Annotated in this window: 13 protein-coding genes; 3 read left to right on the top strand and 10 right to left on the bottom strand. The window is 53.9% G+C overall.

Annotated features, from left to right (window positions below; genetic code table 11):
* Positions 1-1,096 (bottom strand): MFS transporter (locus APH41_RS15675; RefSeq protein ID WP_054920031.1); only part of this gene is annotated, 1,096 nt, incomplete at its 3' end.
* Positions 1,097-1,293: 197 nt separating this feature from the next.
* Here APH41_RS15675 and APH41_RS29070 point away from each other — a divergent pair.
* Positions 1,294-1,440: a hypothetical protein gene (locus APH41_RS29070; protein WP_164919346.1), complete on the top strand. Its 147-nt coding sequence runs from the start codon at positions 1,294-1,296 to the stop codon at positions 1,438-1,440.
* Positions 1,441-1,683: 243 nt separating this feature from the next.
* Positions 1,684-2,610: a LysR substrate-binding domain-containing protein gene (locus APH41_RS15670; RefSeq protein ID WP_003189553.1), complete on the top strand. Its 927-nt coding sequence runs from the start codon at positions 1,684-1,686 to the stop codon at positions 2,608-2,610.
* Positions 2,611-2,656: 46 nt separating this feature from the next.
* Here the strand turns inward: APH41_RS15670 and APH41_RS15665 are convergent, their stop codons facing one another.
* From APH41_RS15665 to APH41_RS15635, 7 genes are all read right to left on the bottom strand, one after another.
* Positions 2,657-3,061, bottom strand: coding sequence for a hypothetical protein (locus APH41_RS15665; protein ID WP_054920030.1), 405 nt, complete (start codon positions 3,059-3,061; stop codon positions 2,657-2,659).
* A 27-nt stretch (positions 3,062-3,088) separates the two neighbouring features.
* Positions 3,089-3,976, bottom strand: a complete 888-nt coding sequence (locus APH41_RS15660; RefSeq protein ID WP_233098214.1) for a hypothetical protein — start codon at positions 3,974-3,976, stop codon at positions 3,089-3,091.
* Between the two features lie 110 nt (positions 3,977-4,086).
* Positions 4,087-5,271 carry an amidohydrolase family protein gene (locus APH41_RS15655; RefSeq protein WP_054920025.1) on the bottom strand — a complete coding sequence of 395 codons (1,185 nt, stop codon included), beginning with the start codon at positions 5,269-5,271 and terminating at the stop codon, positions 4,087-4,089.
* An 18-nt stretch (positions 5,272-5,289) separates the two neighbouring features.
* A complete protein-coding gene (locus APH41_RS15650; protein ID WP_034126600.1) occupies positions 5,290-6,309 on the bottom strand; it encodes a TauD/TfdA family dioxygenase in 1,020 nt (339 codons plus the stop codon).
* Positions 6,310-6,451: 142 nt separating this feature from the next.
* Positions 6,452-7,522, bottom strand: a complete 1,071-nt coding sequence (locus APH41_RS15645) for a fatty acid desaturase (RefSeq protein WP_054920022.1) — start codon at positions 7,520-7,522, stop codon at positions 6,452-6,454.
* 180 nt (positions 7,523-7,702) lie between these two features.
* Positions 7,703-8,239 carry a hypothetical protein gene (locus tag APH41_RS15640; RefSeq protein WP_052199952.1) on the bottom strand — a complete coding sequence of 179 codons (537 nt, stop codon included), beginning with the start codon at positions 8,237-8,239 and terminating at the stop codon, positions 7,703-7,705.
* 14 nt (positions 8,240-8,253) lie between these two features.
* Positions 8,254-9,213, bottom strand: coding sequence for an isopenicillin N synthase family oxygenase (locus APH41_RS15635; RefSeq protein ID WP_034126602.1), 960 nt, complete (start codon positions 9,211-9,213; stop codon positions 8,254-8,256).
* Between the two features lie 278 nt (positions 9,214-9,491).
* Between APH41_RS15635 and APH41_RS28230 the strand changes: the two genes are divergently transcribed.
* Positions 9,492-10,451 (top strand): LysR substrate-binding domain-containing protein, encoded by a 960-nt coding sequence (locus tag APH41_RS28230; RefSeq protein WP_082430459.1) that lies wholly within the window; start codon positions 9,492-9,494, stop codon positions 10,449-10,451.
* 32 nt (positions 10,452-10,483) lie between these two features.
* Here the strand turns inward: APH41_RS28230 and APH41_RS15630 are convergent, their stop codons facing one another.
* Both APH41_RS15630 and APH41_RS15625 read right to left on the bottom strand, forming a co-directional pair.
* Positions 10,484-11,419, bottom strand: a complete 936-nt coding sequence (locus APH41_RS15630; RefSeq protein WP_034126603.1) for a LysR family transcriptional regulator — start codon at positions 11,417-11,419, stop codon at positions 10,484-10,486.
* Between the two features lie 137 nt (positions 11,420-11,556).
* Positions 11,557-12,744, bottom strand: a complete 1,188-nt coding sequence (locus APH41_RS15625; RefSeq protein WP_054920020.1) for a cyanate transporter — start codon at positions 12,742-12,744, stop codon at positions 11,557-11,559.
* Between the last annotated feature and the right edge of the window lie 105 nt (positions 12,745-12,849).

The following is a 12,849-nucleotide window of genomic DNA, read 5'->3' as shown; positions in this document are numbered from 1 at the left end:
CACGCACTTCCACCGGCATGATTTCAGTCAACGCCGGGATCATCGCGCCGTTATACATGCCATACAGGAACGAGAACCACAGCAGGGTTTCCAGCATGTGCGCAAAGCTTGGTGCGTTGACCACGTAGGACAATGCCGGATAAGCCGTAAGGACAGTCAGCACCGTCATGGCAATCAGCACGGGTTTACGGCCGAAGCGGTCGCTTAACGTGCCGCCGATCGGCAGCCAGAAAAAGTTCGAGATCGCGACCAGCAAGGTCACCAGCAAGGCGTCCGAGGTGCTCAGGTGCAACACGGTTTTACCAAAAGTCGGCGCGTACACGGTGATCAGGTAGAACGCGGTGGTGGTCATGGCCACCATCAGCATGCCGCCGATGACCACGGTCCAGTTCTTCACCAGGGTCGCCATCACTTCACGCATGGTCGGGCGATGCTTGCGGTTGGCGAACTCTTCGGTTTCCTGCAGGTTGCGACGCAGCACGAAGATGAACGGAATGATCACGCAGCCGACGGCGAACGGAATACGCCAGCCCCAATCGGCCACCACCGCAGGTTCCATCCACACGTTCAGGCCATAACCCAGGGCCGCGGCGACGACGATGGAGATCTGTTGGCTGCCCGACTGCCAACTGGTGTAGAAGCCTTTACGGCCCGGCGTAGCCATTTCGGACAGGTACACCGACACGCCACCCAGCTCCGCACCGGCCGAGAAACCTTGCAGCAGGCGCCCCAACAGCACCAGAAACGGCGCCCACAGGCCGATGGTCTGATAACTCGGCACCAGTACGATCAGTAGCGTACCGCTGGCCATGATCGACAAGGTCACGATCAAGCCTTTGCGACGGCCCACGTCATCGATGTAGGCACCCAGAATAATCGCGCCCAATGGACGCATCAGGAAGCCAGCGCCGAACACGGCGAAGGTCATCATTAATGACGCAAACTCATTAGCGGCCGGGAAGAACGCGGCAGCGATATAGGTGGCGTAGAAACCGAACAGAAAGAAGTCGAACTGTTCGAGAAAATTGCCCGAAGTAACGCGCAATACCGCGCCTACTTTCGAGGGGGCAGCCGCAGGCCGGGAAGGGGTCGTCATGGTTTTGTGTCTCCAGCGTTCTTTTTAAAGTGCTTGTTTCGCTTAAGACTTGGGATAGTGGCTGACACATTTAGAAATGATAAGTGACTAATTTGGATGAATTGATGCGTATTGGCTATCAATCTATCCCGGCTTCAAAACAACCCGCCGTGTCCTATGCTTGAAGCTGTTTCCAATTCTTATGGGCGGAGGCCGTTATGGGCAACGAACACAAGCAGCACAACGAGCCGGAGCGTGAAGAACCCCGGCGGCAGCGCGAAGACGAAAAGCCGCAAACCTGGAAGCATCCGGACGATGGCACCGAGCTTTCCGAGCGTGACCAGGAGTTTCCGCTCAAGCCTTGAGTCAGGTAACCGCGGTCTAATTGTGGGAGCGGGCTTGCTCGCGAAGGCGGTGTGTCAGTCAACGGAGTCGTCGGCTGATCCACCGCCTTCGCGAGCAAGCCCGCTCCCACATTTTTATGCGCAGCGGCAACCTTCAAACGCAGATTTACCGTCCCCAACCCGTTTATTGAGCAGTACGCACATAGACGCAGCCCCGCAGCCTTCCTAAACTGCCGCTTGTCTTGGGGAAAGGGGCAGGCGCCGATGAATCGCAATGAATTACGCAAGGCTGACATCAATCTGATGGTGGTCTTTGAAGCACTGATGCTCGAGCGCAATGTGACGCGGGTGGCGGAGAAGCTGTTTCTCGGCCAACCGACCATCAGTTCGGCCCTCAACCGCCTGCGTACCCTCTTCAACGACCCACTGTTTATTCGTGTCGGCCATCGCATGGAGCCTACGGCGCGCGCCGAGGAGATCATCCAGCACCTGTCGCCGGCCCTCGACTCGCTGTCTTCGGCCCTGAGCCTGACCCATGATTTCGACCCGTCCATCAGCACCATGACTTTCCGCATCGGCCTGTCCGATGACGTTGAGTTCGGCCTGCTGCCACCCTTGCTACGGGCCTTGCGTCAGGAAGCGCCGCAGGTGGTGTTCGTGGTGCAGCATGTGGATTATTGGCGCATTCCCGACCTGCTGGCTTCTGGCGATATTACCGTCGGCATCACCCAGACCCGCGGGTTGCCGGCCAATGCCAAGCGCAAGCTATTGCGGCACATCCGCCCGTGCCTGCTGCGCGCCGATGCCTCGGACACCCCGCTGACCCTTGACGAATATTGCGCACGGCCCCACGTGCTGGTGTCCCACACCGCCAATGTGGCCGGGTTTGCCGATGAGTGGCTGGCAGAGGTGGGCCGCAAACGCCATGTAGTGCTCTCGGTGCCGCAATACAGTTCGTTGCCGGCCTTGCTTGCCGGCACCGACATGATCGCCAGCCTGCCGGATTACACCGCCCAGGCTATGGCCGCCAGCGGGAATCTGTTCTGCGAGCCGTTCCCGTTCGAAACCCCGACCCTGGATTTGTCCATGGTGTGGCTCAGCCACGTTGACACAGACCCGGCGGAACGCTGGATGCGCTCGCGGCTGGAGGCATTCATGAGTGATCGCGGGTTGGTAGCGAATAAAGCCTGAGGTTTATACCCGTGCTAGGGGAAGGAGGGGGGCGCCTCAAGAACGGCTAATCCTGAACGTGCTCTTCTTGAACGGGGTTGCCAATCAGCGACGCACGCAAAATACGGATGCGTTGTTCGGAGTGATAGGCGCCTGCTTCCGTAAACCTGAGGAATGCTCGCGCGCAACACTTACAGCCCCAGACGCTTGAAATATTATAAGGAAAGAAATCAAAGCAGATAGGCGCGTCTTCAGACCAGAAATGGGTACCGTTCGGGTGGTATTCCTCAAGGCTGAGTTCTTGTGCCCTATCGGTCGGGATTTCGCCTATGAAGCGCAACAGGCTGCTCGCCTCGAGTGTTTTGGGTAAGGTTTCCCACCCCTGCGACAAGCCCCGAATACAAGAGCAGGCAGTAGTCTCCAGCGAAGAGCGTTCGGCAATCTGCCTGATATTTTCTGGCGTGAGTATCATTTTTATGCAGTTCCAGGCAGTAATAGCTCAGATTCGATTCTTGCTTAAAACCAGTTTGTTCAAATAGCTTTCAACTCTGGGTAAAACAAACTGCAGTATCTTCGGCATGGTGTGAATAGGCAGTTGGCAGCATGCAAAATACAACGCCATTGTGGGCGATAAGCTGACACCAAGAGCAGACCATAATAGTCCAACATTTCTATTGCCACCGTTGAGTGCCATGGTGAACTTGGCGATCAATGACCCGGGATATAAGCAGCCCATGAGGAGCTGCAGGCAGACGTTGATGCAATAGGCAATGGCGATCATCGAGATGGCCAACGACGGGGTCTCCAGAATTACCTGCTGCATGCCCGCCATCGTGCCTACTGCAAAGAGGAAAAGCGCGATGACGACAATACCGTCAATAGCCAGGCCGTGCGTGGCGACGAAGGTGTGCGAAAAACGACGTATCAAAATAGCAGCGCCTTCGGCGCCTCCTATCAACACGGCCAGTCTGATCGCCAGATCAACGGGGTTCAAGGAGAGTGAAAGGCCATCAGCGAATAGGTGGAGTATCAGCGGAGCGGTGACAGGGATAATTGCCATTGAGCAGAGCGCAGTCACCAGTGACATGGAAGGGTCAAGCCCGAGCATTCTCGCGACGGCTGCATTTCCGCTGGCGGGCGGGGCGGCAACAGCGATGGCTATCGCAAGGGAAAGTTCTTGATTGCCGGTGAGGTAAAGCGAAAGCATTCCAAAAATATAAGGGCAAGCCACCACCATCAGGGCTGGAAATATCAGGGATATTTTCAAGTTTCTGGCTGCAGTGATGACTTCAGCGTTGTTAATACGCAGGAGAGTGCCCAGAACAAATATGAAAACCATGACGGGGAGCAATGGCCTCGCCAAGTCTGCAAGATAGGGAATAGCCAATCCAATTGCGCAACCGCATGCGAGTACGGTAGGCCCTCTGCGCGTAATTTCGGGCAGAATTCTATGCATAAGAGTGCTCTCGAGGCGACGTCCCTTTCGGGACGCTGCTATTAGGTACGCAGAGTTATTTCAGGTGTGACAGATGGCGGTGGCGAGTTCCTGGATTGCCTCACGACCAGGCGCCCATCGATCAGAATCGAGGTAATACTTGGAAGGTCACCACTGCTGAAACTTCCAAGTACGCTGGGTTGCGCTCCTCCCAAAGGCCCACAGGCGATCAGAATGTCGGCTTCTCTTCCGACGCCCAGAATCCCGCGATTCAACTTTCTCACCTTGGCGGTGTTACCCGTTGCGAAACAGACGGCCTTTTCCGGTGGAACGTCGCCGAAACTACTGAGCAAGGCAATTGCCCTGAGCATGCCAAGCGCGGGAACCCCACATCCGGCAGGGGAATCCGTGCCAATGACGATACGGTCCAGTTGGTTCATTTCTCGTGCGTAATTCAGGGTGGTGACCGCCGCGAACTCGTTGCCGTTATGTACGATTTCCAGGGCACCCAGACAGCCTTCACACAGGCATCTGATTTGGCTGGGTGCCAGTGCGGTATAGCCGCCATTGATGTGCCCGATGATATCGGGCGCAATTTCAAGGATCTCTTCTGCACCCATGCTCTGGGAGGTAGAAATTGAAGGACCGCCCGTGTGGGTAATGGAGGTCATACCGTGTTTGCGAGCCATCTTGACCAATTCAGCTGCACGACTGACTGACTTGACAGGGCCTATCCCGACCTCTCCCAGTTGGTTGATGCCTTGAGCAACCATTGCGGCGAAATCCTCATCCGAAAACTCATCGTTGAGCAGTGGCGCGCCGGCTTCCATTTTTATTCCGCTAGGGCGCGCATTGGAGAAAGAGCGCTGCGCTGCGATTGCCATGGCGATAGTACCGACCCTGTCGGTCGGTAGCCCCGGAACGTGCACTTCCCCGGCAGAGATCATGGTCGTCACGCCGCCCTGCAAGGAGTGCCAGATCCAATTGTGGTTGCCAGAGCGCGGGCTGTACTCACCCAGGGTCGGGTGAGTGTGGTTGTCGATCAAACCTGGCATGACCGTGCTCTGCTTGGCGTCAATCAGCAGGTCTGCGTGTGAAAAATCCACATCTGCTGCCTGACCAACGTAGGTGATCATGCCATCAACACTGACGAGGGTGTCTGCTGTAATGAGTGGAGACGCGAGATCACCCGTGAGGAAAGTGCCTATATTATGAATAATTGATGTATATGGGTTATGGTTCGACATTTAATTTATCTCTTTATATCATCGAGTAACGGGTTCGAAGATCCGCGCGCCACACTTGTTGAATGAACGGAAGTTCCACAAGTTATTCGTGATGAACAAACGCTGGATCCAACGATACGCATGCCCCTCTGGATCGAAACTGGGGGTGAACTTGTCACGCGAATGGAGCATGAAACGATTGTTGATGTACACCAACTTGCCAGGTTGAATGTCCAGCGGCCGCGCTACGCTTTTAAGCGCGTTGTAAAACCTCAACAGGGTATTTTGTGCTTCGTGATCAGCGGCAATTACCATGTCCGGGTAAAACGCAGCAGTGACTCTAGGGTGAGTCAGCGGGCCGCTCAGAATTGGGTACACATGAGTTTCTTTCGCGCCTGCGGCACTGTTCCTCCAGCGGTAGGGCTGACGAATGATGAAATGTTTGCCATATAGGATTTCAATATCGGCCTGTTCCAGAACCTGAAGGGCTTCCCTCGCATCGGCCACCCAGGTTTTCGGGCCCACCCCGGCAGGGTCACCGCGAACGCCGAGAAGCAGAAGAGCCAGCGGCGAGGTGTCGCCACGGGAGTCATAAGCCTGAAAGGCATTTTCGGTGTGCAGGTCCAACTCCAGGTCCGAACCGTTGCCGGTATACTCGCCTACGGCCTCCGGATGCGGTACCAAGTCATTGACCAGTTTTGGCCCCTCATGCTTGATGGAGTAGGGCTCCGCTATCAAACTGCCCAGGGCAACCAGCACATTTTCAGAAAGATAACCACTTTTGAAGTTCAAGCTATTAGCGTCGCCTTGCGGGCTGCCAAATGTGTCGTCAATCGGAAGGTTCTCAAATACACAATAAGAAGCATCGTCATCTTTAAGTGATTCAAGCTTTTTTAGAAGCCGCGCGGGGAACTTTTGGTAAGCGGTCATGCGAATGAGGTGGATGTAGTCTCGCCCGCCCGTTGGCTCGTAACAAATGTCTATGAGCGCGTCCCGAATACTCTCTTTTTCAACAGCCGTCAGCCAGAAGCTGTTGGCGTCTGCACATGAATCGTCCACACGCACTCCTTTATAGATCTGATTGATTTGTCATGAGTTGAGTTATAAGTAAGTTACGACTTTCAAGCGCTGAGTTGGGGGTCTCCGTATCCACGACCTGACAGTATCCATGCTTTGATAAGGCCCGACCTGAGTGGGTGACTCAACCTAAGAGCTTATCTGTGTACGCACCGGTGAAATGATGGGTGTTAAATTGGCCATCAGCATCATAGGGTTGTCCTTCATCGGTGCTGATGATTCTTGATAGCCGCCCACGATGGTAGGCAGTCATGAAGTTGAAGAATGGCGTGCTTTCTTCTCTTGTGTCCGTTATTCCGTAAAGCCTCAACTGTTTGGTTATGGCAGCTTCCAGTTGTGGCAACATATACCAAGGGCATGTTGGAAAGCAGTGGTGGGCCGCGTGGTAACCAAAATTCAAAATAATCAGATTGAGGAAGGTAAACTTTCTTGCCACCGGTACGGAGAAGGTATTCTGGATTTCGTAGTGTTTTCCATGGGTTAGCTTTTCTCCCGCCGTATACACCTGCTGGAAAGAATGCTGGAAACAGTCGACGAATCGTACGATGTGTATCCTAAGGAAGGAGGAGGCTTGCCATACCACCACAAGTATCAGGGAGAACCGGGCAAACGTAGCGAAGGCTACAATGTAAATGCACAGGCTTCCAATACCCCTTGCAACTTCGCGCCTGCTGCCACTGAATATCACGGAGTAAATATTGGTAAGCTTGATCACATAGTAGAAGGCGGGAAGATATATTTTTTCTGCAACAATGATTGCACTGAATAGCCTCGGGTGAGCGACAGCAAAGTGACCACTATCGAACCCACCAATATCAATTTTTTCGGCATGATGGCGAACATGATCTTTTCTATAGGCTTCAAATGAAAAGAAAGAGAGACCGTTAAGGAAAGACAGCAACTCTCCGATGACAGAATTGACTTTCTTCGACTTGAAAACAGAATTGTGCGCGCAATCGTGGCTCAGGTACCAGGACCAGATTTTGGCAAGGGCAATCAAGATTATCGCACCGAGTACCGCAACGATCTGTTGAGTATACGCCAGGAATATGCCCCCTACAGTGAAGGATACTATTGCACTCAGTATCATCACCGATGGCAACAGTCTTCGCTCTTTAGCTATTGAAATAAGCAGGGTTTTCACGTTGGCGTCTTTGATGGCGCGCAGATAATTATCAGCATACAGTAAAGACATCTCATCACCTTCAAGAGCAAAATCACTGAAACGCTTATTGAGCTGGTTTGGGCGCTAGCATTGAACAACCGATCATGCCTGGACAGGTGTAATCACTTCCGTGCGCATGTGGAACTTACGGCGGGGTTTGAATATGTGTGCATACACAATGCCAAAGATGTATTGCAGGTGTACGGCTGGCTAGGGTTCTTTTGCTGTTGCATCTGGCACCAGTGAAGGTGGTACTAGCGAGACCGTAGCGTGCGTATCCGCGTCCACGGGTTGTTCGCTGCTACTGGATTTGTAGCCGATCAGTATCACGCCGACGATGCATAATAAAACACCGGCAATATTTAAATAAGAGAGTCCTTCTTTAAGCAGAAATACCCCGATGAAGCCGAGCGCAATATTGATAATGGCGCCGGTAACGATATTGCCCGTACTGAGGTCCCATCCACTGCGATACATCATCAAAAAGCCGATTTCCATCATCAAGATGCAAAACGCGATACCTCCCTGAAGCCAGGTCATTTGCTTCAAGCCCGCGAGTAACGTTCCACTGCCCAAAAAAAACGGCAACATCAAGGTGGACAGGATAACGATCGCCACATAAATACTGACAATTGAAACCAAGGGGTTGATCGTAGACGGTATTTTCTTCATGAGCATGTGATAGCCCACGGTGCCCAGTATCGCTACGATCGCTGATAGATAGAATGTGTATTCTTTACCTAGCACGTTCAATACTCCTACTAGTTGGGTTCAAGTTCACGAAATGTGGTGGTTTCCAAGAACCTCTGGTCCATGTACTCACCCGCGATGATCGCTCCGTATTTCGCAGGACTGCCGTCTGCGCAACAGCTGGGCAGGCACTCCACTTTGGCGGTGTAGTCTGGGTCCATAAAGAACGCCGCCGAATGGCGTAATTTGCCGGAGGTATTTATCACTCGATGCAGCGTTGCCTTGTAACGGTCATTCGTCCAGCGAGACATTAGATCCCCGACATTGACGACAAAGGCATTTGGGATGGGTTTGACTTTGATCCAGGTGCCGTTGGCACTCTGTACCTCCAACCCCCCGGTGGCACTTTCCGAGATCATCGTGATCCAGCCGAAGTCTGTATGCTCTCCAGCACCCATCGGCGCTCCCTGCGTATATTGGGTGGAGGGATAACGCAGGACTCTCAATTGGGCCATCGGCTTCTTGAATTTATCATCGAAGTAATCGATCGGCATATTGAGCGCAAGGGCGAACACGTTTAGCAGTTTTTTTCCGAACGCAAGCATTTGCGAGTGATATTCCCTCATCGCAAGCTTGAAGTCGGGTAATTCCTCTGGCCATACATTGGGGCCGTAAAAAGGTAATTTGGCTTTTACGAACTCGTCGTCAAGCGACAAGTCCGCGGCCATGTCAAAACCCTCTTTGACATCGCCCAATATGCCATCCGACTTATCAGCGCCTTCGCTAAAGTAGCCACGCATATAGGGGGATTTATGAATTTCGATTTTTTCCTTGGCCTGAACAGGCAGGTCAAAAAACGATTCTATTTGAGAGAAGACAGTTGAAATAAGCGTGTTATCTACACCGTGATTGACGACGGTGAAAAATCCGACCTCCCTGCACGCGTTGTCGATCTCCTTTACTAGACGTGGTGATATCTCTGCTCCCTGCGTCAAACTACCGACGTCAATGATAGGTATGTTCTTTTCCATGAATGCACCACTTGCTCTAAAAAAGGCGCAACGCGACCTACTCCATGAACGCTGAAGTGCACTCAGGGATAGACCGTATATAGGCCAGTGTCATTTAGTTAGACTAAAGAATTTCGTCAATCCGCAAGCGCAGTCAGTATGGACTCGACATTCTCGATCGACGCGCCTCCTGTTACCGGCTAGGTGGCGTAGCCTAGAATTCACTTCTATGAAAGCGAAGGCAAATCAGATAAAGTAAGCCTGGCTTAGTTTTTTTACCATGGAAGGGGGATTGATTAATGTTCGCAAAATTGCCGTTGACAGCCATTCGTGCATTTGAATCTGCCGCAAGACTCGGTGGGTTTAAAGCAGCCTCCGCGGAGTTGTTTGTTACCCCAGCGGCAGTATCACAACAAATAAAAACACTAGAGAACTTACTGGGCAGTATGCTTTTTGTGCGCACTCCCCACGGTGTTCAACTCACAGCGAACGGTGAGAGGCTATATTCAAAGGTGCATCTTTCGTTTCTGGATATAAGCGGTAGTATGTCTTCGCTCAAGCCACCCGCCGACTCCAACACACTCCGAGTTTCTACCACGCCGGCATTTGCATCTTTATGGTTGATTCCCCGGCTGGCGAAATTTTATAGCGAACATCCAGACATTCATGTCAGTGTTGAAACCAGTAATGAAGTGGTGGATTTGTTTCGTGACTCATCTGTTGATTTAGCGATTCGTTGTGGGTTTCGCGATTTTCCAGACTTGTACAGCCACGCGCTTATGCGCGAACAGTTTGGTGTTTTCTCTCATGCCCACTGGAGGCAAGAGGAAGTTGAAGCTTCTTTGAAACTTATAAATATACGTTGGGCTACGTCATCGCCCGCTTCAATTAGTTGGGCGTCCTGGTGCGCGGCTGCGAATCATGAAAGTTGGCTATCAAACGCGGTCTATCGTGAATACAACGATGAGCATTTTGCGCTCCAGGCCGCTATTGCCGGGCATGGCTTGACGCTGGCGAGCACGGTCTTGGCGGCAGACTATGTTGCGAATGGATTGCTGATTCCTTACAGGCCCGACATCAAGATTCCGGGCGCGCAGTTTTCAGCTGTATGCGTGCCGGGACGTGAGCGTTCAGGTGCCGTAAAGCAGTTTCTGGCGTGGATGGTCAAAGTAATAGCAGACTGCCATATCGATTGCCCTGTCGCTCGGGATGTCGCAGCGCAGGCTGTCACTAAGCGCCGAACGTCACTGGCTATCTGATTAGGGTGTGGAGAGCTTAAGCAGGTGCGTTCCTATAACAAACCCTGATCCGCACACACCTTCACCACTTGTTCCCGAAACCAGGTATTGGCGCTGTCCTGCCCACTGGTTTCGTTCCACTGCATATCCAGGGTGAACCCCGGCAAACCGTTAGGTGCTTCGCAAACACCGAATGCCGGCGCCGGTGCCAGTAACTTTTGTACGCGGCGGGGCAAGGTGACGATGAAGTCGGTGCCGGCAATCATCTTCAATGCCGCGCTGTAGCTGTTGGCCCGTGCAATCACCTGACGCTTGCGGGCCTGGCGCGCAAGCCAGCCATCGATCATGTTGGTGTCGGAGGTCCACGGCGTAGGGAATACGTGGCGCCGCTCAACGAAGGATTGCAGGCTGAACGCCTGTTCTCTCGGTGCTGAGCGTTGGTCGCACACGCAGACCAAGTCGTCCTCCAACAGCATCTGGGTCTTGAAGTCTTTGTGAGCGCGGTGAAAGTGCGGGCCGAAGCAGATCACCAGGTCCAGGCGGCCTTCACGCAGGTCGTCGGCGGGGATGTCGGTTTCCAGCTTCTGCACATTGACGATTACCGGCAGGTCGGCATGGTCGAAGCGCTTCAGCAGGCGTGGCAGGATCAACTGTTCGAAATATTCCGGAGCGCACACATTGAAGGTCACGGCCTGTTGTGTCGGATCAAAAGCCTGGCCACCGGCATGGCACAGGTTGATGCTTTCCAGAATCTTGTGCACGTGCTCGTACATGGTGGTGGCCTTGTACGTAGGACGCATGCCTGCGCGGGTGTTGATAAACAGCTCATCTTCAAAGCTGGTGCGCAGCTTCTTCAGGCTATAGCTCACGGTGGACTGGCTGACGAACAGCGTTTCAGACACCTCGGTAACGCTGCTCTGGTCGTAGACGGCGATGAACACCATCAAATCCTGCATATCGAGCTTTCTGAGCAAGTTACTGTTTAGCATCGGTTTCGTCCGTAAACCCTTTGTACCGAACTCAGTACAAGACTGAGCAAAATGTTAACGGAACGCTCGTACCAATAGAAAGCTCTGTAGGACCCTTCAATGTTTTATGTGGGACAAAAAATGTTTGTAATACGACGTCAGCGGATATGGCGTGCGTAATGCGCCGGGTTGAACCGCATGACGATCAGCAGCATCAGCCCGCTCACTGCCATCAATGACCACCAGGCCCATTCGAAGCTGCCCAATTGGTCGCGGATCATGCCGGCGATGAGCGGCGACAGGCCGGCGATCAGATAACCGATGCCCTGCACAAACGCGGTAAGGCCACCGGCGCGGCGCGGGTTGTCGAGGTGGTCCAGGGACAGGATCAGGCTCATCGGAAACAGGCCGCCAATCCCCAGGCCGAGCAGGCATGGCCACAACAGGCTCCAGTGTTGCGGACTGAGAATGAGCCCGCAGAAACCCAGGATGATCAGCACCAGCAACACCGCCACCACGCTACGCTTATCCTGGCGGCGGTTGGCGATGGCCGGGGTGACCAGGCCGGAGATCACTTCCATGGCGGTCAAGAAGCCCAGCAGCAAGCCGGCATTCTGTTCACTCCAACCCTGCTCGACGTAGTAGGGCGCCAGCCACGCCAGCACACAGGTGTAGGACGCGGTGCCGAGGCCAAAAAAGATCGCCAGCAACCAGGCGCGGCGATTGCTGAAAAAAGCCTCCTGAGGGCCCGAGCCGGCTTGAGGCAACGGCGGCAGTGCCGCACGCTGGGCATACCAGAACACCAGGGCAAACAACGCCAGCAGTGCCCAGATAGCCAGGCCGATACGCCAACTGCCGGTCCGGGCTTGCACCAACGGCGAGAACGAAGCAGCCAGGGCCGCGCCGCCCATGATCGCGGTGACATACAGGCCCATGAATAACGAGACATTGGCGCTGAACCGCGACTTGATCAGCGCCGGCATCAATGCCTGAATCAGCGCAATGCCGACTCCCGCCGCGATGGCACTCACTATCAGCTCCAGTGCCGAATCCAGGAACAACCGCGACAAGGTCGCCAGCCCAATCACCAGCAGCGACAGCACAATGCTGCGATGCTCGCCCACGCGCTTGGCCAGGCCCATGCCAAAGAACATCGCCAGGCCCATGGCCATGACCGGCAACATGGTCAGTAAGGCGGCGCTGCTGAAACTTAGCGGCACATCCGCACGAATCGACGCCAGCAAGGGCCCCACGGCCGCCATCGAGGGGCGCAAGTTGAGAGCGACGAGCACTACGCTGATCATCAGCCATAGTGCGGAGGTGGATTTTGCCTGAACGTTTTCCATGGGCCTGCCTTGAATGAACAAGGGCGAATCAGGCCATGGAGCGTGCAGCAGGGCAAATCAGAAAGTCGCAGGGGCTATTGAAAAAATGCGGATGCCGAGTGGTGA

Origin of the sequence: Pseudomonas sp. NBRC 111138 (assembly GCF_001320835.1) — a bacterium.
In the GTDB taxonomy this organism is placed as follows: domain Bacteria; phylum Pseudomonadota; class Gammaproteobacteria; order Pseudomonadales; family Pseudomonadaceae; genus Aquipseudomonas; species Aquipseudomonas paracarnis.
Note: the sequence above shows the minus strand (reverse complement) of the source record. Positions and strands in the feature narration are given on the sequence as shown.

Coding starts and splice junctions, on each gene's coding strand:
- APH41_RS15665 (WP_054920030.1), bottom strand. CDS start 3,061: ATGATACTCACGCCAGAAAATATCAGGCAGATTGCCGAACGCTCTTCG.
- APH41_RS15670 (WP_003189553.1), top strand. CDS start 1,684: ATGAATCGCAATGAATTACGCAAGGCTGACATCAATCTGATGGTGGTC.
- APH41_RS28230 (WP_082430459.1), top strand. CDS start 9,492: ATGTTCGCAAAATTGCCGTTGACAGCCATTCGTGCATTTGAATCTGCC.
- APH41_RS15635 (WP_034126602.1), bottom strand. CDS start 9,213: ATGGAAAAGAACATACCTATCATTGACGTCGGTAGTTTGACGCAGGGA.
- APH41_RS15630 (WP_034126603.1), bottom strand. CDS start 11,419: ATGCTAAACAGTAACTTGCTCAGAAAGCTCGATATGCAGGATTTGATG.
- APH41_RS15655 (WP_054920025.1), bottom strand. CDS start 5,271: ATGTCGAACCATAACCCATATACATCAATTATTCATAATATAGGCACT.
- APH41_RS15645 (WP_054920022.1), bottom strand. CDS start 7,522: ATGTCTTTACTGTATGCTGATAATTATCTGCGCGCCATCAAAGACGCC.
- APH41_RS15625 (WP_054920020.1), bottom strand. CDS start 12,744: ATGGAAAACGTTCAGGCAAAATCCACCTCCGCACTATGGCTGATGATC.
- APH41_RS29070 (WP_164919346.1), top strand. CDS start 1,294: ATGGGCAACGAACACAAGCAGCACAACGAGCCGGAGCGTGAAGAACCC.